The organism is Emticicia sp. 21SJ11W-3, from assembly GCF_024138715.1.
GTDB lineage: Bacteria > Bacteroidota > Bacteroidia > Cytophagales > Spirosomataceae > Emticicia > Emticicia fluvialis.
The window spans coordinates 912,955-933,802 of the sequence record NZ_CP092074.1; the positions used below are offsets into that span (position 1 = coordinate 912,955).

General features: G+C 41.3%; 20 protein-coding genes and 1 tRNA gene. 9 read left to right on the forward strand and 12 right to left on the reverse strand.

Annotated features, from left to right (window positions below; translation table 11 throughout):
* The first annotated feature begins 41 nt into the window (after positions 1-41).
* The 5 genes from MB380_RS03785 (at position 42) to MB380_RS03805 (ending at position 5,978) form a co-directional block, all read left to right on the forward strand.
* Positions 42-118: transfer RNA gene (locus MB380_RS03785), tRNA-Ala, on the forward strand.
* A gap of 141 nt (positions 119-259) precedes the next feature.
* Complete coding sequence (locus MB380_RS03790; RefSeq protein ID WP_101727390.1) at positions 260-559, forward strand: hypothetical protein; 300 nt, start codon at positions 260-262, stop codon at positions 557-559.
* Between the two features lie 546 nt (positions 560-1,105).
* On the forward strand, positions 1,106-1,747 hold the full coding sequence (locus MB380_RS03795) for a DUF1080 domain-containing protein (RefSeq protein WP_253533493.1): 642 nt from the start codon (positions 1,106-1,108) through the stop codon (positions 1,745-1,747).
* 112 nt (positions 1,748-1,859) lie between these two features.
* Complete coding sequence (locus MB380_RS03800) at positions 1,860-4,766, forward strand: PVC-type heme-binding CxxCH protein (RefSeq protein ID WP_253533495.1); 2,907 nt, start codon at positions 1,860-1,862, stop codon at positions 4,764-4,766.
* Positions 4,767-4,793: 27 nt separating this feature from the next.
* Positions 4,794-5,978, forward strand: a complete 1,185-nt coding sequence (locus tag MB380_RS03805) for a VCBS repeat-containing protein (RefSeq protein WP_253533497.1) — start codon at positions 4,794-4,796, stop codon at positions 5,976-5,978.
* Between the two features lie 59 nt (positions 5,979-6,037).
* Here the strand turns inward: MB380_RS03805 and MB380_RS03810 are convergent, their stop codons facing one another.
* The 4 genes from MB380_RS03810 to MB380_RS03825 are packed head-to-tail and all read right to left on the reverse strand — an operon-like array spanning position 6,038 to position 8,565.
* On the reverse strand, positions 6,038-6,469 hold the full coding sequence (locus tag MB380_RS03810) for a lasso peptide biosynthesis B2 protein (protein WP_253533499.1): 432 nt from the start codon (positions 6,467-6,469) through the stop codon (positions 6,038-6,040).
* Positions 6,457-6,723, reverse strand: coding sequence for a PqqD family protein (locus tag MB380_RS03815; RefSeq protein WP_253533501.1), 267 nt, complete (start codon positions 6,721-6,723; stop codon positions 6,457-6,459). The genes MB380_RS03810 and MB380_RS03815 overlap by 13 nt, the downstream gene beginning before the upstream one ends.
* 19 nt (positions 6,724-6,742) lie before the next feature.
* Positions 6,743-7,621, reverse strand: coding sequence for a sulfotransferase domain-containing protein (locus tag MB380_RS03820; protein ID WP_253533503.1), 879 nt, complete (start codon positions 7,619-7,621; stop codon positions 6,743-6,745).
* Positions 7,621-8,565: a hypothetical protein gene (locus tag MB380_RS03825; protein ID WP_253533505.1), complete on the reverse strand. Its 945-nt coding sequence runs from the start codon at positions 8,563-8,565 to the stop codon at positions 7,621-7,623. Before MB380_RS03825 ends, MB380_RS03820 begins: the two co-directional genes overlap by 1 nt.
* A 128-nt stretch (positions 8,566-8,693) precedes the next feature.
* On the opposite strand from MB380_RS03825, the gene MB380_RS03830 reads away from it, so the two are divergent.
* Complete coding sequence (locus MB380_RS03830) at positions 8,694-10,532, forward strand: asparagine synthase-related protein (RefSeq protein ID WP_253533507.1); 1,839 nt, start codon at positions 8,694-8,696, stop codon at positions 10,530-10,532.
* Here the strand turns inward: MB380_RS03830 and MB380_RS03835 are convergent.
* From MB380_RS03835 to MB380_RS03870, 8 genes are all read right to left on the reverse strand, one after another.
* On the reverse strand, positions 10,501-10,653 hold the full coding sequence (locus MB380_RS03835; RefSeq protein WP_253533508.1) for a hypothetical protein: 153 nt from the start codon (positions 10,651-10,653) through the stop codon (positions 10,501-10,503). The two genes, MB380_RS03830 and MB380_RS03835, sit on opposite strands and share 32 nt — an antisense overlap.
* 32 nt (positions 10,654-10,685) lie before the next feature.
* Positions 10,686-11,213 (reverse strand): phage tail protein, encoded by a 528-nt coding sequence (locus MB380_RS03840; protein ID WP_253533517.1) that lies wholly within the window; start codon positions 11,211-11,213, stop codon positions 10,686-10,688.
* Positions 11,214-11,395: 182 nt separating this feature from the next.
* Positions 11,396-11,926 carry a phage tail protein gene (locus tag MB380_RS03845; RefSeq protein WP_253533519.1) on the reverse strand — a complete coding sequence of 177 codons (531 nt, stop codon included), beginning with the start codon at positions 11,924-11,926 and terminating at the stop codon, positions 11,396-11,398.
* Between the two features lie 57 nt (positions 11,927-11,983).
* Complete coding sequence (locus MB380_RS03850; RefSeq protein ID WP_253533521.1) at positions 11,984-12,511, reverse strand: phage tail protein; 528 nt, start codon at positions 12,509-12,511, stop codon at positions 11,984-11,986.
* Positions 12,512-12,677: 166 nt separating this feature from the next.
* On the reverse strand, positions 12,678-13,208 hold the full coding sequence (locus MB380_RS03855) for a phage tail protein (RefSeq protein WP_253533523.1): 531 nt from the start codon (positions 13,206-13,208) through the stop codon (positions 12,678-12,680).
* Positions 13,209-13,395: 187 nt separating this feature from the next.
* Positions 13,396-13,917: a phage tail protein gene (locus tag MB380_RS03860; RefSeq protein WP_253533525.1), complete on the reverse strand. Its 522-nt coding sequence runs from the start codon at positions 13,915-13,917 to the stop codon at positions 13,396-13,398.
* 55 nt (positions 13,918-13,972) lie between these two features.
* Positions 13,973-14,500 carry a phage tail protein gene (locus MB380_RS03865; protein ID WP_253533527.1) on the reverse strand — a complete coding sequence of 176 codons (528 nt, stop codon included), beginning with the start codon at positions 14,498-14,500 and terminating at the stop codon, positions 13,973-13,975.
* Between the two features lie 915 nt (positions 14,501-15,415).
* Positions 15,416-17,974 carry a TonB-dependent receptor gene (locus MB380_RS03870; RefSeq protein WP_253533529.1) on the reverse strand — a complete coding sequence of 853 codons (2,559 nt, stop codon included), beginning with the start codon at positions 17,972-17,974 and terminating at the stop codon, positions 15,416-15,418.
* 314 nt (positions 17,975-18,288) lie between these two features.
* Between MB380_RS03870 and MB380_RS03875 the strand changes: the two genes are divergently transcribed.
* From MB380_RS03875 to pstA, 3 genes are read left to right on the forward strand one after another with little or no spacing between them, the layout of a single operon-like run.
* Entirely contained in the window at positions 18,289-19,128 is an 840-nt protein-coding gene (locus tag MB380_RS03875) for a substrate-binding domain-containing protein (RefSeq protein ID WP_253533530.1), read from the forward strand.
* Between the two features lie 5 nt (positions 19,129-19,133).
* Positions 19,134-20,006 carry a phosphate ABC transporter permease subunit PstC gene (pstC, locus tag MB380_RS03880; protein WP_253533531.1) on the forward strand — a complete coding sequence of 291 codons (873 nt, stop codon included), beginning with the start codon at positions 19,134-19,136 and terminating at the stop codon, positions 20,004-20,006.
* On the forward strand, positions 20,003-20,848 hold the full coding sequence (pstA, locus tag MB380_RS03885; RefSeq protein ID WP_253533532.1) for a phosphate ABC transporter permease PstA: 846 nt from the start codon (positions 20,003-20,005) through the stop codon (positions 20,846-20,848). Before pstC ends, pstA begins: the two co-directional genes overlap by 4 nt.

Sequence of the window (20,848 nt, forward strand, 5' to 3'; positions counted from 1 at the left end):
TGTGCACTCAAAAAATAACAGAGTATTTTTTTGAAAAATAAGGGGATGTAGCTCAGTTGGCTAGAGCGTTTGACTGGCAGTCAAAAGGTCGTGGGTTCGAGTCCCATCTTCTCCACCAGATTTATCTTCTGCTTGCATTTGTTTGGCAGAAACTCCCATCCAAAACTTCTTGCGCTGTAGTTTATTTCACTGTACTACATTATGTGTTGTTAATCAAAAAAACGGACAATTTTTATTTGTCAAGAACTTTTTTATTATCATGACCCCAGAAGAAAAGGCCAAGAAAAGTCGCGAGTATCAAAGAGAATACCACAAAAAGTATCGCGAGAAACATCGTGAATTGCTTAATCAAAGATCAAGGGAATATGCAATTGAGCATCGCGAAGAATTAAGAGAAAAATCCAAAGAGTATCGCCAATTAAATAAAGAAAAACTGGCTGCTTATGAAGCTGCCCGTTGGCCAAAAAGAAAAGAACAGCGCAGATTGAAAAGAGAAATGCTGAAACAGCAAAAAGCAGAAGCAGCAACTCAACAAGCGGGTGGTGAATCAACTAACTAGACCGGAATCCAGCCTTTGAATGTGATAACCGTATCTTACAGCTTATACTCTTAAAGTATAAGGGTGGCAGGTCTATGGATATTCCCTGTCACCCTTTTTTCTTGCCTATTTCCATTACTTCTTTTTTCTGCTTTTGCATCTGTTGTCTCTTACCTGTGTAAACCGGAACCAATAAATGGCCGGCCATCTTTATTTTACTTACCCGTTTAGCTTCTTTATTTCCAGCAATATTCCTTAGAGCATCATCACTGTTGAGGCAGCAAACCGGGATTAAACCCATGCAGTGGCCGGGCCTGGTTTCCAATTATTGAGCTTGTGCAAACGCTGGTTCAATTACTGGTTTCATAACATGCTGATAGCGAACATTTAAGGCAAGTGATGAGATAAATTCTGTTATTCTGAAAAAATAAAAATTTTGCGCTGAAAATTAATTCCAGAATCATAACTTTGAGAAACGGAGTATCTTAAAAAATTTCAAAGCGTATTTATTCTGCACAAAGCTGCCAAATTTTAGGCATTGCTCCGCCATCTTAACCAGACCTTTAAATGAAATCCTTTCTTGTTTTTCTGGCACTCGTCGGCTTTTGTCTGATGGGCTTCATACCTCAATCTACAAAAAAACCTGTCAGGCTTTTTGATGGCAAAACCTTTAGAGGTTGGGAGGGCGACACAATTTATACCTGGCGCATTGAAAACGGGATGCTGATTGGAGGCGCTACAGATAAAGAAGTGCCGCATAACAACTTCCTCTGTACTACTCGCCCTTATAGGAATTTTATCATGAAACTGAAGGTAAAACTAACCGGCAGTAAAGGTTTTATCAATTCGGGCATACAGTTCAGAAGCAAACGCCTCGTGAACCCACCCTACGAAATGGAAGGCTATCAGGCTGATTGGGGAGAAGGATTCTGGGGCGGTTTGTATGATGAATCAAGAAGGAATAAAACGTTGATAAGACCCGATTCTATACAGGTGCTGAAATGGATAAAGAAAAACGATTGGAATGATTATGAAATAAGAGCCGAAAAACGCCACATAAGATTATATGTCAATGGCAAGCAGACAGTAGATTATTATGAGCCTGATCCCGGTATTCCGCAGTCAGGTCTTATAGGTTTTCAGATTCATGGTGGTGGTGCCGCACAGGTGGCTTTTAAAGATGTAATACTTGAAGAACTACCAGACTAATTGAGAATTAGCGAATGCTGAATTAATGAATGTATTTTTTTAACCTACCCAATAACGATTCAACATAAAAAACTCAACCTAATTTTAATAACTATATTCAACCTTGTTAACTATGAAAAAATCCCATCTGCTCTTTTTACCCTTGCTGGTATTTATGCTGAGAGGACCCGGCGCTAATGCCCGAGAATTGCCCACAAAAGCCAGAATTGTTCAGGACACCGTAAAAGTCGATTTTGATTATACCCTTGAAGCCAGTATGCTGGGCTATTTTGCCAAAAACGGCACCAGAAATCCGACATTGAAAGCCACTAAAGGTAAAACTGTACGCATTACTATAGTGAATACCGAGCTGATGACCCATGACATAGCACTTGAAAAAGCTGGCGTGAAGAGTAAAACTGTATCTGAAAAAGGTATGAAAGCCAGCATCATTTTTAAGGCTGAAAAAAGCGACACCTATTATTGCACAGTACCAGGGCACCGTGCAGCAGGTATGGTGGGCAAATTGGAAGTGGTAGATGGACCCATTACTGAAGCTGTTGCCGTAGGTAAGTTGCCTATGAAAGACGGCCAACCGCTGAACCTGGATTTTGAGACAGGCACATTAAAAGACTGGACAGCCACCGGAAATGCATTTGCCAATGCAGTTTTTAGTCAGGAGCCATCGCCGGTGCATGAAAAAGACATGGTGATTGGCTTTGAAGGCAAACACTTTTTAAGCAGTGGCGGAACCAGAAATTATCAGTTGACCGGAACACTTACTTCGGTACCTTTTAAAGTTACGCAGCCTTATGCAGCTTTCAGAGTATCTGGAGGGGCCTTGCAGGATACACGTGTAGAAATTGTATTGGCCGACACTAAAAAAGTGATTTTTCATTCAACAGGGCAGGGCAGAGCGACGCTGCAACCGGTTGTTGTTGATTTAAGACCGTATCTGAACAAAAACATTTTCATCAGAATTGTTGACAATGAAACCGGCATATCGCAGATACCCTACATCTCTAACGATATCTGGGCGCACATAAATTTCGATAATTTTTTGTTTTATCCCAGCCGCCCCACTTTCGCTAATGAGCTGAAACAGAAAGATATTATTATCCTGCCTCCACTAGACCCCGTTCTTAACGCCGGTCTTTCAGGAACCGAAGCTGCCAAAGCAATGACAGCCCCCAAAGGGTTTAAGGTAACCCTTGCAGCAGCCGAGCCAGACATTATACGTCCGATTTGTTTTACAATAGACTGGAAAGGCAGGCTTTGGGTAGTAGAGGGTCATACTTATCCGGTTCCGGCTCCGGAAGGGCAGGGTAGAGATCGTATCCTGATTTTTGAAGATACCAATGGCGACGGCACGCTAGACAAAAGAAAGATATTTATGGAGGGCCTTAACCTGGTAAGTGGTATTGAACTGGGCATGGGAGGGGTCTGGTTAGGTGCTGCTCCTTATCTGTTGTATGTGCCTTTAGATGCTGAAAACGATAAGCCCGCAGGCCCGCCACAAATATTATTGGATGGCTGGGGAACACAAGACACACATGAAGTACTGAATAGTTTCAGATGGGGGCCGGACGGCTGGCTATATGGCACGCATGGAGTATTTACTCACTCAAAAGTTGGAAAGCCTGGTACGCCTGACGACCAGAGGGTGAAACTCAATGCAGGTGTTTGGCGGTTTCATCCCACAACGCAGAAATTCGAAGTATTTGCCGAGGGCTCAAGCAACCCTTGGGGGCTTGACTTCAACGACTACGGGCATCCATTTATAACAGCCTGTGTTATTCCGCACATGTATCATATCATTCAGGGGGCAAGGTACTTCCGCCAGGCGGGTAAGCATTTTAACCCTTATATTTATGATGACATCACAACCATTGCTGACCATCGCCACTGGCTGGGCGACAGGGGGCCGCATGCAGGTAATTTCAGGTCTGCTGCTGCAGGTGGGGGCCATGCACATGCTGGTGCCATGTTGTATCTGGGTAACAGCTGGCCAGCCGAATACAGAAACAAGATATTTATGAATAATATCAACGGAGCCAGGCTGAATGTTGACCAGCTAACCCGCTCCGGTTCGGGATATGTGGCGTCACACAACAAGGACTTCCTGGTTATGAACGATAGTTGGTCGCAGTGGCTTAATTTTAAGTATGATGCAAGCGGGTCTGTTTTTGCTATTGACTGGTATGATAAAAACCAGTGTCATAGTTCAAATCCTGATGTGCACGATAAAACAATGGGCCGGATTTTTAAGATTACCCATGAAAACGACAAATGGGTACAGGTAGATTTATCTAAGGCAACAGATTTGGAGCTGGTGAGCTATCAGTTGAACCCGAATGAGTGGTATGTAAGGCAAGCCAGAGCTATTTTGCAGCAGCGCGGGCCAAATCCTAAGGTTCATGAGGCATTGAAGGAAATTCTGGTCAGAAATCCTGATGTAACCCGTAAACTAAGAGCGCTTTGGGCATTACATGTAACCAAAGGCCTTTCAGAAAAAGATTTAGTTGCTTTATTGTCAAACCCGAATGAATATATCAGGAGCTGGGCAATTCAGTTACTGGCTGAAGACAACCATATTTCGCCGGAAACCCTGAAGCAATTGGTGCAAATGGCAAAAACCGATAACTCTGCTTTGGTAAGGTTGTATCTGGCCTCTGCCATGCAGAGAATTGAACCAGCCCAAAGATGGGAAGTGGTAGACGCACTGGCTCAAAAAGTTGTCGATAAAGCAGACCATAATCTGCCGTTGATGGTTTGGTACGCAGCCGAGCCATTAGCGGCAGTTGATGCCAGAAGATTTATTCAGATGGCAGAAAGAAGCAGATTGCCCAGGTTTCTGAACTATGCCATTCAACGCACTGGTGCCTTGAATACCGCCGAATCAAAAGCACTTCTGAAAGAACTGGATAGTAAACTGGCCAGAGTACAAACAAAAGCCAATCAGGAAAACCATCAGTTAATCAATAAAGTGCTAAACCCGGCACAGGCGCATCAGCATGAAAATGAAGAGGTGTCTCATTAATTTTACCAATTATAAAACAGTAAGAATATGCAAATAAAACAAAATATAAAGCATTGGGTATATTGGCTGGCAGGTGTGGTTTTTATAGGAAATGCCTCAGCTCAAAGCTTTACCTCAACTGATTTCAAGAAAACCAAAATCACGGCAGACTTCATTTCAGAGGGTGTGGCAGTAGCCGATTTAAATAAAGACGGCAAACTGGATATTGTAGCCGGATATTACTGGTTTGAAGCGCCAGACTGGAAACGCCATGAAATGGCTCCATCTCGTGCTTTTGACCCTCGAAAAGAATATAGTGAATCTTTTCTTAATCTGGGTATGGATGTAAATCTGGATGGCTGGGATGATGTAGTGATTATTGATTTTCCGGGGAAAGCCGGTTTTTGGTTCGAAAACCCCAAAAACAGACCTGGCCAATGGGAAAAGCATATCATTGCCGACTCTATGGGTATTGCAAACGAATCGCCCGGATTTATTGATATTGATAACGACGGCAGACTGGATATTCTTTGCGGAGACAAAACCAAAAAACAGATTGTATGGTTACAAGCCCCAACCAGAAAAGGTGAAACCGCCTGGAAGCGCCACGCCATCAGTAAAGAAAATGTTCCGGGTACTGAAATATTCTCGCATGGTATTGGTTTTGGCGATATCAATAATGACGGTCTCAAAGATGTGGTAATACGTGAAGGCTGGTTTGAAGGAACAAAAGACAACAAGGCTGGTAACTGGAAGTTTCATCCGGCTAATCTGGGCGAACCTTGCTCGCACATGCAGGTATTAGATGTAAACGGCGATGGCCGGAACGATGTAGTGAGCGCCTCTGCCCATGCACTGGGTATATGGTTTCATGAGCAGGTAGAAAAAGACGGCAGGATTGATTTTGTTACACACCTTATGAGTACCACAACTGCGCAAACGCATTCATCAATTATGGCTGACTTGAATGGTGATGGTAAGAATGATTACATTACAGGCAAGAGATTTCTGGCGCACCACGGCCGTGACCCCGGCGATGCCGACGCTCCGTTTTTGCTCTGGTTTGAGTTTACCCCCGGTAAATCGCCATACTGGAAAGAACATGTAATTGATAATGATTCTGGTGCAGGGCTGAATATAGTAGCCCGCGACATGAACAATGATAAGAAGATTGACCTGGTGGTTGCAAATAAAAACGGAGTATTTTTGTTCGAAAACAAAATGAAGAAGTAAGATAGTCAAGCGAGAAGGGTCTTATACCTTTCTCGCTTTTCTTATGAAGGCAGTTTAAATCAGGCAAATGTGCTATGTACTACATAATCTTCAACTACACAAAAGCCGGTTACAAATTGGCCGTTTACCGTTGTCCAGGCATGGCCTTCTATGGTGCCTGCTTCATTCTTCTTAAAACCCACATAAATTTTATAGGGTATGCTATATAGCCGGCAAAGTACTTTTGCCTGATAAGCCTGATGCCTGCAGACGTTGTTCCAGAAGCTATATTTGGCTACAACTTTAATAACTATGCTGATGTCTCTCACCAGTTGCATATCAACGTTATTGTCTACATCAACAGGCTTGTTTCTTTCTCCGAATCTGGCGTTTGAATGAAAAAAACGGAATAGAAAAAAGCTGTATAGAGCCAGAGGAACAGTAAATGCCAACAGCAGTTTACGCCTCAGGCTCCAACGGAAAAACGCTCTTATTTTTTTTAGGAAACGCATTTAACAATATAAGTTTTTTCTTCCAGTTCTGTCAGAGCAAGATTAACATCAGCAGCACACTCCGCTTCAGAAATATTGTATTCGGTATGTAAATCCTGCACAATAGTTTCAACGTTGTTTCCCTGTTCAATACCTTGAAGTATTTTGTAAAGCGTTTCGTTCAGAGATACATATTCATTCGTTTGCATATCAAATAATATGCCTTCATCACCTAGTTCGGTCAGTAAAATTCTGTTAGTGTTTATAGTGTACATAGTTGTAGTGTCAAAGATTCTACCAATACCCAAAGTGTTGCATCATAGGTTGGTTTACCTCTTTTATTTTTTTGATTTGTTTTTCGGTTAATTCTGATTTCCACCGGCCAGCCACTCCTTTAAAAAAGAAACTATTGGCAGAGACCATTTTTTCACTGAAACCTCTTTTTTGTTCCTGTTCTTTTAGTTTTTCAAACCGGGTTAATTCTATCGCCTGATTTATCTGTGTATCAGATACTTCCAAACCAATGGCATTTAAGGCGCCTTTAAATGTTTCAAAGGGCATGGCTTTTAGATCTTCATATCTGATAAAGTGAACAGGGAATGTTGGGTATTTAAGCCAGCTTTCTACGTGGTCTGACCAGGTCCCTAACATTTGAAAAAACTGTTGAGAACTGTTATTAGTCTTTTTACCAAATGTACTTGTTGGGTTTATTAGAAAATTGTCAATGGCGTTATCTACTGTAATGTCCTGATGATTAGCTAATGAAAGGGCTATGTCAAGCGGATTCCGAACCAGGTAAATTGCCATTTTTGTAGGTTCAGTAGGAACCAACGGCAGTGAGTCAAATTCAGAAAATGTGTAAGCGTCATGTATTTTAATGTACATCAGTTTTCTGCTTATTTCAGAAAGATACCTGAATGAAAATCTTCTTAAGGTTTCCGCTTCTTGTGGCCCGATATAGTCGGCATCAATATCTAGTGCGTCCTCAAAAACTAATTTGCCAGAAAATATACCGTTAGTTTGCAGGTTATTTATATCCAGGTCTTTGTTACTGATAAGCACAGACAGAAAAGACCTGAACCACGTATTACCAGACTTTGGGTAAGAGGCCAGCCAAACAATTTTCGGATTCGAATCCGATTCATGAAAAGAGCGTAATCCGGTTAATTCCATCACTTCAAAATTAGAGCTTTTTGCTTTAAGGGTTCCAGAATCTCAGCTTCTAATGTGTCTGCAAACGCAGTGAACGTGGATTTGTTTTTAGGCCTGTTGGCCTGCCAACAAGGGAAAGTTTTTACAATGCCGGTTAAATGCCTGAACTTGACCAATTCTTTTTGCATGCCATTAACCCAGTTTTTTCTGTATACATTTCCAGACAGGGCCTCAATTGCCTCTACAGAATTCAGTTTTTTTACCTTAATGTTTTCGCCTTCGGCATTCATATTTACAATACCGGCAACCTCAACTTTTTCGGTAACAAACCGGTCATGAAACGAAAACGCAAACTTATTGATGCTAACCTCGCTTCTTATCAATTGCTTGTCTGATTCATCCAGGATTGTCTGGTTTTTAAGCGTGCTATCCCATAAGCGCATTACCGGATATGAAGCATAGGCATAACATTTGCCGTTTTCTACATTTAATATGGCTGTGTCGTCAGTAAAAGGAGCATATCCTTTTTGCTGAAGCATCAATGAGGTGGTAGATTTACCCACGCGCGACGGAGCGGCGAACAGCACAATTCTTGAGTCATCAATAAACACACCAGACACATGAAAAGGAACAAGGTTGCGTTGGTACAAGGCTGCAGCCATACAATTAGAGTAAAAATAAAGCAGGATGTCCTGTTGTTTTTCGCTGTTGGGTTCTATAATTATTTCTTCTCCATCATGTACGTAATAACGGGCCAGGTCTGGCATTGTGAAAAGATATTCCGTTTCGTTGAAGGTAGAAAAAGGCTTTTTAGCTGTTGGCTCATTTTTCAGTTTAAGAGGTACTTTGCCAATTTTAACAAATAATGGTTTGTGCGGGTTGCTTGTATCAGTAAGCGGTATAAACCCTGGTAAATCAATTTCAGAAACAATGGGTAGTCCGTAAGCTATATAATTAATAGTCATTGAGCGTGGTTGCGTTTTATTTACAAATTACGTAATTTTAGATTAAAATAAGAATTCTTTCTATAAACTTATTGCTGCGACTAACCGATATGTCACAATTTTTTGGCTGTTTAAGTCTCAATGAAACAATGAATGTTTCTGAGATTGGTTTGAATATGTATCAAGCCATGAATTTTTTCAGAGGTGACGCCGAGGGTGTTTACCAGTCTGATGAAATTTATATATGTAACAAGTTTCTTTTCAATACTCCCGAATCTTTTAACGCATCAGCCATAGTTCAGAACGACCGCTATGTATTGGCCGCCAGTTGCAGAATTGATAACCGGGAAAAACTGGCTTCTGAATTAAAAATTAAGGACCCCCTAAAGGCTTCTGACCACGAATTTATACTGGCCGCTTACACCTTCTACCAGAATGATTGTGTAAAGCACCTTATTGGCGATTTTGCTTTTGTGGTTTGGGATAAACAACAAAAAGCGCTTTTTATGGCCAGAGACCACCTGGGTGTGAAACCCTTGTTTTATACCTGCCAGCAGAATCTAATTCTTTTTTCGAGTGATCTGAACGCTTTTCTTCACCTGCCATTTATTGATTTAAGCTATAAGAAATCTTACGTGGCCGGGTTGCTTCATGGGTCATATATCCTTAAATATTTAAATGTAAAGCACACGTGCTATCATGATATTTACCGCTTAGAACCAAGCCATTATCTGTTTTATTTTAATGAGAGAGTTCAGATTACAAAGTACTGGGAGCTAAAGCCGTGTTTCCCTGAAAAACCGGTAGATGCAGCACTAGTTTACCGCGAATTTTATCAATTGTTTTTTGAGGCTGTCAGATGCCGGTTACGTGGGATAGAATCTTTTGGCGTAGGGCTGGAGTTAAGCGGAGGGCTTGACTCTTCAACAATTGCCTGTATGGCCAATGAGGTACTTTCTGCTAAAAAAACTCTTTTTGAAAACCTTTATTCGTTCTCTCTGGTACAATCAGATGAGGGGCGTGTCCTTGCTGAGAAAGAGATAGTGGAGGAAGAACACATTCAGAATCAACTTTTAGATTCATTCGGGTTCAATAAAAAGAATATTTTTAAGTTAAACCGGCATCCGTTTACTAATTATCAGGATGAATTACAGGAGACCATTCGCGTACACGGGGGGCTGAACAAGCAAAACACTACCTGGCAGAATGCTATTTATGAAGCGATGCAAAGCGCCGGTTGCCGGGTAAAACTTAGTGGTTTTTCGGGAGATGAATTAGTAACCGATTATGGAACCCGATGGATGTATGATATCTGGTATAGTTGCAGGCCTGGCAGAGTGATGAAAGAACTTCTGAAATTTGATATAGCTGTTTACAAATCGTTGTTCAGGTATTTACAGGGTAGATTGTTTGGTTTTAAGATGAATAAAGCGTCTATAGCCAAAGAAATTGATTCTGATTTTCTCAAGGCTGAGCGCCTGAAAGACCTACCTGCCAAAGAATATGGCATTGATGTAAAGTCATATAAACACTTCATGATTTCAAGAATCATGAGGCCGTTTACTTCATTGAGGTTTGAGTCTGAGAATCTGCATGCTTTGAGAGCTAATAGCGAGTGCCGTTACCCGATGGCCGATATCAGGTTACTGGAGTATATGATACAATTGCCTGCTGAAATGTTCAGACCCGGAGATGTAAAACGCAATTTCATCAGGAAATCTTTACAAAGTATTCTGCCAGCGTACGTAATCTGTAGAGACGACAAAACCGCTGCTGTTATTCCTTACAGAAAGTTAAAAAACAAGGTTTTTATTAGTCAACTTCTGAAAGATGGCCTGCCTGCAGACATGGAAAGCAATATGGTGGATACAAAGAAAATACTAGAAAGACTTAAGACACCGGAAAACCTAAAAAGGGAGACTGATGTGATCTCCCTTTTAACTGCTGCTTACCTGGTTAAGACGGAACACCAGTACCACCTTCGCTAGTACCTGTGCCAGAAGCGTTTATGGCCGTATTGAGGGCTCTCATGGCAGGCTTTACCCAGGTTTTTTTTGCCTGCACTTCTTTTTCCGGTTTTTCCGTTTGGATTTCCAATTGATTTTCCATGGTTTTCTGTATTTATAGATTTATTTTGATTTTCAGTCTGGTCTATCAGGATAAATCCCATCCCAGCAAATACCGTAAGTTATACATAAGAAAGGAGCCATATTATTATGCGGTTGGTAGCCACCCGGCGCTGCCCCAATCATTCTATCGTTCATTTTTATCAGGTAATCACCCGCGTTTTTTTTGGCGTAGAAGTTGCCTCCCGCGGTGCCAATGTAGTTGTTAGTAGGGTCTTTACTTTCTCTTGGGCCGGTTAGTGCATTATAAGGGTGATTGTGTGGCGGTAATTCATTCTGAGTCAGCGTCACCTGTTCTGCTCCACCAGTTTGCCCGGGTATTTTTATTGTTTTATCTAATTTTCCTACACCAATTATTGAGCGGCTCATTAAATTAGGCAGATTAAAGTAAGTCTTTCCATCTCCGCCATAAGTTGTACCGATTAAGGTGTAAAGGGGCATATTTTGGGAGTTTATTGCAAGTTTTCTACCGTCGCATTCCAGATAACCTTCTGGTACGTAGCGACCTGGAAATGCTTTAATCATTCCTATGTATTCATCCATTTTTTCAAATAGTTTAAAGTGATTCCGTAATTATTACTTATATGAACCCTGTTTTATGTTAAGTAGCCAGGTAATTATCTGTTAGAAAAACCATTAAGCCGTTCTTAATCATATTTTGTTGAGAGCCTTCCAGAAAGTTGATAATTTCCGGATGATTTGATAATGGTTTTAAAAAATAATGGTTATGGCATTGGAGGATATAATCCAGCAGTGCAAATAATGTAGTTAAGGGCTATAAAGGGTGGCATATTCTCGTGAGCTTGCCCACCAATAGGGCTTATTGCTCCTGCTGCCATAGCTACTAAATTATCAGCTGGCTTTGCCTCTACATAAAAATTACTGGCGGTATTACCCAGGTAATTATTTTGAGGGTCAGTAGATTCACGGCTGCCTGATAGCGCGCTATATGTATGCGTATGAGGTGGAATGTGACTAAGGGTAAGCGTTACCTTTTCTTCACCTCCTTTTTGTCCACGTTCTCTTAACGTAAGGTAACTACTACCATTATTTCCTCGTCCCGAATCAATGATTAGTCGGCCTCTCAGGTCGGGCAGCATAAATGTATTTCTGCCATCACCACCGTACGTTGTTCCTAATAGGGCATAAAGAGCCTGATATTTCGCTATAGGCAGCGTTTGGCCTTCGCATTTTAAATAATATTGGGGGGTAAAGTCGCCTGCGAAGATTTTTATTGTTCCTATGTATTCATCCATTTTATTTCAAGTGTTAAAGGTATTTAATAACAAAGTTGAAAGATGTTGTTCAATGGGCTATTCACGGAAAGGAAATACACCATTGACACAGATGAGGTAATTAATTGCCATGTAGGGAGGCATATTTTCATGAGGAAGGTTCCCTCCAAAGGCGGTTGAAATGATATCACTTCCCATTTTTACTTCCGTATCGGAACCTTGTTTAATGCAATATCTGTCATTGGGGGTCTTGGTTAAAAAACGATCAGAAGGGTTACTGGAATCAGCATCAACAGTAAGTGCATAAGAAATATGCGTATGCTGCGGATATGTGTTTTGAGTTATTGTTACATTTTCAACGCCTCCTGTCTGACCAAGAGTCCTGTTTGTTAGATCCGGACCTTGTCCGGTGCCTATAACAACCCGACATTGTAAGTTAGGCAAGGCAAAATTATACCTGCCATCGCCACCATATCTAGTGCCAATAATTGCGTACAGCGCTTGATTGTCAGAAATTTGCAACAGTCTTCCGTCGCAAGGTAGCCAGCCCCTTGGTGCATAAGTGACACCTGCAAAAGGTTTAATAACACCTATATATTCGTCCATATATTAAGTATCTAAGATGGTTGTTTATTTGTATTTTGCTTAAATGCAATTGCTTTAGTGAAAGGCATTCAGTAGTCCATTAATAGGCTGTTGGTAAATGAGCGCTTATAAATCGCATACAATCTCTGTTTTTACGAGTTTCCGATTGAACAGACTTTAACTATTATCAATCTGGTCTTGGAGGATATTCCCCGTAAGCACAAATGCCATAAGTTATACCTAAGAAAGGAGCCATATTATTATGCGGTTGGCTGCCACCCGGTGCTGCTTCAAGCATTAGATCGTTCATTTTTATCAGGGTGTCAGCAGGGTCTTTTTTGGCATAGAAGTTTCCGCCCGCGGTGCCAATGTAGTTGTTTTTGGGGTCTTTACTTTCTTTAGGGCCAGTTAGCGCATTATACGGGTGATTATGCGGGGGTAATTGCATCTGAGTAAGCGTTACCATTTCTGCTCCACCATTTTGCCCGGGTCTATGTGAAGTTAAACCTGCCGCGCTCCCGGCACCAATAATAGAGCGCCCCCTTAAATCAGGGACATTAAAAATTTGTTTACTAACATCGCCTCCATAAGTAGTGCCAATTAAAGAATAGAGTGCTAGAAACTGTGATATGGGAAGTGACTGCCCGTTACATTCAATAAAACCTTCTGGTACGAAGCGGCCAGGAAAAGCTACAATCATTCCTATGTATTCATCCATGTTTTTAAATAGTTTAAAGTGATTCCGTAATTATTACTAACATGCACCCTGTTTTATGTTAAGTAGCCAGGTATTTTTCTGTTAGAAATATCATCAAGCCGTTCTTAATCAAATGATATTCAGAGCCTTGCAGAAAGTTGATAATTTCCGAACGATTTAATAATGGTTTAAAACAGTAATGGTTACGTTATGGTCTTGGAGGGTACAATCCAAAGGTGCATATAATATAATTAAGTACTATGAAGGGTGGCATATTCTCGTGTGGTTGCCCTCCAATGGTGCCTACTGCCCCTGGTGCCATAGCTACTAATTTATCATCTGGGCCTTTTTGTGCATAAAAAGTACTGGCAGTATTACCCAGGTAATTATTTTGAGGGTTAGGAGATTCGCGATTGCCTGATAGCGCGCTGTACGTATGCGTATGTGGTGGGATGTTACTAAGGGTAAGGGTTACCTTTTCCTCACCTCCTTTTTCACCAAGTCGTCTGTAATTAGGGCTACCGGGCATTTGTCCCGTTTGAACGATTAGGCGGCCTCTCAGGTCAGGCAGCATAAATGTATTTCTGCCATCGCCGCCATAGGTAGTTCCTAATAAAGCAAAAAGAGCCTGATATGTCATTATCGGCAGGGTCTGTCCTTCGCATTTCAAATAGTTCCTGGGCGCATAGTCGCCTGCAAAAATTTTTATAGTTCCAACGTACTCATCCATTTTATTTAATTTGTTAAGGGTGCTTAATTATTTATTGATTCTGCTGTACAATTAGTTACGGACGCTCAGGATAGATACCCTGCACGCAAATGATATAATTGATAGCCATGAATGGAGGCATATTGTTATGAGGAAGGTTCCCACCAGGAGCTGTAGAAATGATATCATTTCCCATTTTTACTTCCATATCGCTGCCTTCTTGGATGCAATATCTGTCAACGAGGGTTTTGGTTAAAAAAAGATCGGAAGGGTTACTGGAATCAGCATCAACATTAAGTGCAAAAGAAGTATGTGTATGCGCTGGGAATGTACTTTCAGTGATTGCCACATTTTCAGCGCCTCCTATCTGTCCAAGAGTTCTGTTTGTTAGCCCTTGTCCTTGTCCGGGTCCTACAACAGCTCTGCCTTGTAAGTTAGGCAAAGCAAATTTGGTCTTGCCATCGCCACCGTATGTATAGCCAATAATTGCAAATAGTGCTTCATTGCCAGAAATGGGCAACTGTGTTCCGTCGCAAAGATGCCAGCCAACAGGTACAAAAGTGACACCTGCAAAAGGTTTGATAACACCTAAGTATTCATCCATATTTCAACAAAAGTTTAAAGATTAAAAAAGTAAAAACACCAATATTTAGAAATATCCATATCCACTATTGAAAAGACCCGGCGATAAATTCTTCGAAAAAGCATCCACCATTGGCCTTCAGCATTTAAAAAATACTTATTCTTCCAAAAAGAAATATGCACTTGGTGGATATGAGCCAGTAAATTTTTTTTATTAATCCTATGTATTCCTCCATTTTTCTACTCAGGTTAACTTACAAAAGAGTTAATTATCGGTATTTATTGAAATTGGTGGAGTTTTCAGTAGTAAAACTAATCCTCGGTAAGTCTTCCAGATACTTGCGGAAAATCATTCGGTGATTGCTTATAGAAATTTCGATACCAAAAAGTCTATAGCTACGCGTTTAATCAGTTCAAATGAAAATTGCGTGTTCTGGTTGATTCCGGGTGCGCACATTCAATCACAGTTTCATGGAAACGAGTGCATAGATGAAGGCGTAATGGGAAGAACCAAATATGATTGAGAAATTATAATTAGTTCAACAAAAGTTTATAGGTTAAAATAAAAACAGTAATACTATTGTAAATCAAATTTTATCCCGGTTCTAAATAATAATTAGCCTCGGGTTTTAAGTTTTTAATTTGTAAGAGTAAAAGAAAAGATAACTCTGAAGATATTATCAATTATAGTCTCTCAGCTAAGTGTACTTCAAAGGAAATAAAATGTGATTATTTTGCAAAATATTTGAACTTTATTTTGCGGTTTTTTTATTTAACGGCACCAAATTTAAATAAATGCGCTTTTAAATGGTTGATTTACAGGTAATTCAAAGGCTAGTGGGGCCATCGCTAAACTGTAAAATAGCAGAAGGGGATACGGTTTTGCCGCATCCCCTTCTGTGCCAGAATACTGGCATCAATTATTTAAATTTTTATATCAATAAGTGTATCGTAGTGTAACTCCATAGGTTCGTTGATCGCCCACAATACCGGCGTAATTGCCCGCACTGCCCGGAGCCGCCAGCAGTTGCTCGTAGTAGTCAACATTAAACAGGTTTCTGCCCCATACAAAGAATGTGATTCCATTAGATGCTCTGAAACCCACCCGACCATTGGTAAGCGTGTATCCTTCAATATTCAGGTATTGTGATGGAGACGGGCTAGATGAGAATTTTGAACGGTAGTAGGCATCAAGCCCTAAAAAATAATTGCCTTTTAAGCCTAGTAATCTACCTTTTGTTGTAGCCTCGCCACCTAATGAACCTGCCCATTTAGAGATACCCGGCAGCTGGCCTCCGGAAACATCTTTAAATGCCTGCGGGCCACCAACCTCTTCTAAAGGCACAGGAGCATTTTTGAAAGAGATGTATTTGCCATCGGTATAGGCAAAGGCGCCATTAATTGTGAAATGATTACTAAGTCTGATGTTTCCATCTACCTCAACACCAATAACTCTTACTTTTTCGGCATTTGCCAGATACCCTCTGTTTACGCCGGGCTCTGGTGTCTGTACCTGTGTCTGATAGTCTTTAATGTCGGTATCATGAAATACGAGGTTCAAAATTGAATTGGCTGTTGGTTTGGTTTTGATACCTATCTCTTTGTGTGAAACAAATTCTGGCTTTACCTTGGCCAGGTCTATCAGCACCTGCCCGCTTGCAGTTGGCAAACCTCCGATGTTTACACCAACCGGTTTGTAACTGACAGAGTAAGTAGCAAACGCATTGAGTTTTTCGCTGGCTCTGTATTGCAGGGTTAGCTGGCCAGAAAAGTTATCTTCGTTTACTGTTGTATTAAATGCCTGATTGGTATAAACACCATTTTTTAGGGCAACCAAGGCAGGGTCTGTTGTTTGTAAACCACCGTAGGTTTCACGTTTGTAGTCTGCTATTTTTTTATCGTAGTTCCATCTTACGCCGGGCAATACATGGATTTTGCTGGTAATGGCCCAGTCAACCTGGCTAAAAATAGCCAGACTGGTGCTTTGAATACGATTGGTTGTTCTGATTCCGAAATTATCAAACAATCCCGGTGTTTTCCATAAGTTACTGGTAGAGTTTTGGGCAAAACGCCATTGAGCCGAACCAGCTTCTTCGGTTTGTACAGGGTCAGACTTCAGGTCCTGCCAAAGTCCGAATGCACCGATTACTCCACTTAATTTTGAAGAGATTTGTCCGGAGTATCTGATTTCCTGCGACCACTGTTTGTGTACCGAGTTGCCAGAAGAAATAGTAAAGATAGGCAGACCTGTATAGTCGCGGTCGTTCAAAGGCACCCACTTCCAGTAGCGGTATGCTGTGGTTGAGGTAAGCGTTCCTTTCCCGATTTTGATGTCTGCATTGGCAGAGACGCCGTCAAATTTATTATCAGCCTTCGATTGCGTATCCAGGTCAACTTTTCTTTCAAAAGCGCTTGAGTAAGGCAGCTTGTAATTTAAATCGGCTATGATGGCATTAAACTGGCGGTATGCCGGTCTTTTGGTAGTAACAACACCTGCCACAGCCCAGCCATAGCCATTGGGTTTTTGTTCGGTCAGGTCTCCGATAAAGGTTATTTTTACATTATCGCTGGGCGCGTAAAGCAACTGAGCCCGCAGCCCGATGTTATTGATATCGTTTATATATTGTTGCTTGCTTACATTAAAAAGCAACCCGTCGCGCTGGGTACCGGTAAATGATACTCTGGCTGCCAGTTTCTTGCTTAACGGCCCTGTTATTGAGCCTTTTGCCTGAATATAGCCAAAGTTACCATAGCTTAACTCAAAGCTGGCGCCGGGTGTAAAACTTGCCTGGCGTGTAGTAATGTTAAAAGCGCCTGCGGTAGTGTTTTTACCAAAGAGCGTACCCTGTGGGCCTCTGAGTACTTCCACCTGCTCTATGTCAATGAAATCGAGGGCAGTAGCGGCCGGCCGTGCGTAATAGACACCATCTACGTAGAAGCCGACGCCGGGGTCTATACCATCGTTAGTCAAACCAAAGGTTGAGCCTAAACCACGGATGTTTAAAGTAGTGTTACGGGCGTTAGAAGCATATAGCTGAACCGTCGGTACTAATTCTTTCAGGCGGTTTACATTAAATGCACCTGCGTCTTCAACGGTTACACCTCTTACAATAGATATAGGTATGGGTACTGACTGCGCTGACTCCTGACGACGGCGAGAGGTAATTACCACATCTGATAGTTGATTTGCCGCAGCATCGAGTCTGATTTCAACCGTAGGCTCGGTAATTACCACTTCTTTTTTCTGATAGCCGATATAGCTCACAACCAGTGTAAAAGGTAGCTTTTGCCCGGTTATTAATTTAAACTCTCCGTTGGCATCTGTCTGTGCGCCGTTGGTTGTGCCTTTGATAGACACCGTGGCGCCAATGAGCGGGTCGTTAGTAACGGCATCTATCACCTTACCAGTTACATTGGCATTAATGGTTGGGTTATCTTGTGCAATTGTTTGCACTGAAAAGATAACTCCAAAAACTAGTAATAGAATTTTCTGCATAGTAGAATTGTTTTGTGTTTGCATAAAATGCTTTTAAGAATAAGGATTGGCAAATATATACTAGTTCTATTTAATCTACCAAATTAGTAGATTAATAATCTAAAATATTGTTGCTTTAGTGCAATTGATTATTTAAAAAGGTATATTTTTAAATATTGGGGGTGATGCTTGATGAAGAAAAACTGATGGTATGTGCCACAAAACCAAACCAATTAACACTTATACAGATTCGGGTAGTTTTGTTTTACGCAAAATATAACAAACAGTTAATCCGGAAGAATTGTCAATAGTAGATAATTAATTCAACTTTGTAGATGCGCAAGTTGATTTTTCTCGTCATACTGATCATTTCCGGCTGTGCAGAGCATGATAATACAATTAAAGTGAAAGGCTCTGATACAGAAGTAAATCTTGCCGTTGTGCTGGCTGAAAACTTCCACTACGGGCATCCGGATTTGCTGGTCTCCATATCCGGAGGAGGGTCTGGGCTGGGAATAGCATCGTTGCTCAACGGAACTGCTGATATTGCGAATTCTTCAAGAGATATTAATGATAAAGAGCTGGCGCATTTCAAGGCAAAAAACCTGGAAATATCATCATTTATTTTTGCCCAGGACGCCATCGCTTTTGTTGTATCTGACCAATTATCTATTGACTCAATCAGTACACAAGCCCTGGCCAGAATACTTAGTGGTGAATGGAATAACTGGAACAGGCTGACTTCTTCCGATATTCCGATTAACATATACGGGCGCCAAAGTAATTCGGGAACTCATGAATATATACAGAAGTCGCTAAAAATACGGTTTTCTCCGTTTGCCAAACAGATGAATGGCAATGCCCAAATTCTTGAGGGCATTAAAGTAGACCCCTCAGGTATAGGTTATGTAGGCGCAGGGTATATGATGCAAAAGAGTGGGTCAGGCTTAAAAGTGTTAAAAATCTATACTTCTGATGGCGGTGAAGCTGTTTCACCGTTGGATGCAAAGAAAATTATCTCAGGAAAGTACTTTTTTCAGCGACCTTTATATCAGTTCTTCAAAAAAAAGGACTATCAGAAAGTGAAGCCTTTTCTTGATTATGAAAAGACAAAAGAGGGCCTTGCTATCATTCTGAAGTCGGGCTATTATCCTGCAAAACTTATCAACGATTGAAAAACATGAACCGAAGAGAACGCATCGACTGGTGTTTCAGGCAGCTTTTTAAAGCAACCGGTCTCATTACAATTATGTTGTTGGCAAGTATATTTTTTATGCTTTTAATTAATAGCATTTCCTTTTTTCTGAACATCAGTCCGGTAGATTTTTTCACAGGCTCACAATGGGACCCCGACAATCAGTATAGTATTTTCCCGCTCATCATCAGTACCATTTTTGTAGCCTTAGGGTCAATGATTATTGCCGTTCCGTTAGGAATTTTTACAGCTGCTTTTTTATCAGAGTTTGCTCCAAAAAAACTTCAGTTGATTTTAAAGCCTGTTGTTGAGCTATTGGCAGCCATTCCGTCGGTGGCCATAGGCTTTCTAGGAATAGTATTGGTAGGGCCAAATATCTCAAAGATTTTTGCAATTCAGAATGGCCTGAATGCCCTGAATGGGTCTATTCTGCTGGCTTTTATGGCACTACCCACTATTATAACTATTAGTGAAGATGCAATTAATGCGGTTCCTCAAGGTCACAGAGAAGCTTCAATCTCTTTAGGAGCAAACAAATGGCAAACCCTTTTCAGAGTAACCATACCTGCTGCAACCCCGGGGCTGATTGCTGCCGTAATGCTCGGGTTGGGTCGGGCTTTGGGTGAGACTATGACTGTGCTGATGGCTACGGGCAATGTTTCGGTAGCGCCTAAAAGCTTTCTGGATTCTGTTCGAACCATTACTGCTACCATTGCTATTGAAATGGGGGAGGTTCCATACCAAACAACCCATTACTTTGCATTGTTTGCAATAGCTATGGTGCTTTTTATGATGACACTCAGCATTAACCTGATGGGCGAATACCTGGCCAATCGATTAAGAAAATTTCAGGGATGAATAACAAGATTGTCAATTTTATTAACTGGTTGTTTCTTTTAGGCAGTACCTTTCTGGTTTGTATGTTTCTGGGAATAATTCTTTGGGATATATTCAGTAAAGGTTTACCTGCTGTTTCCTGGGGTTTTATATCAGAATATCCAACCAACGGGATGACACAGGGCGGTGTTTTTCCTGCAATCGCCGGCACTGTTTTGCTTACCTTTATTACCACGTTATTTGCAGTACCCTTTGGTGTCGCCTGCGCCGTTTACTTAAATGAATATGCCAGGTCAAATCTGATGACCAATATTATCCGTGCCTCAATCAGGAATCTGGCCGGTATACCCTCTATCATTTACGGACTGTTCGGGTTGGCTTTGTTTGTGCAGGCAATGCAGCTGGGTACATCTGTATTGTCGGCAGGGTTAACACTCGGCCTGCTTTCTTTACCATATATTATCACAACCGCCGAAGAGTCGCTCAAGACTGTACCCAATACTATGCGCGAAGCCACCTTGGCCTTAGGCGCCACACAGTTTGAGACCATCAGAGATGTGGTAATACCCAAGGCGCTCTCAGGCATTATTACAGGGATTATTCTTACTTTGTCGCGGGCCGCAGGTGAAACCGCCCCTATTTTATTTACAGGGGTTGCTTTTTATATCAATGGTGTTTCTACCAGTTTAAATCAGGAATTTATGGCTTTGCCCTACCATTTGTATATGCTCTCTACCCAGCATAATGCCATTGAGCAGGTAAGACCATTGGCTTATGCCACCTCAGTTGTATTGATTTTACTAATTTTTGCAATGAATATACTTGCATTTATCATCCGATTCAGAAACAGAACCAAAGACTAA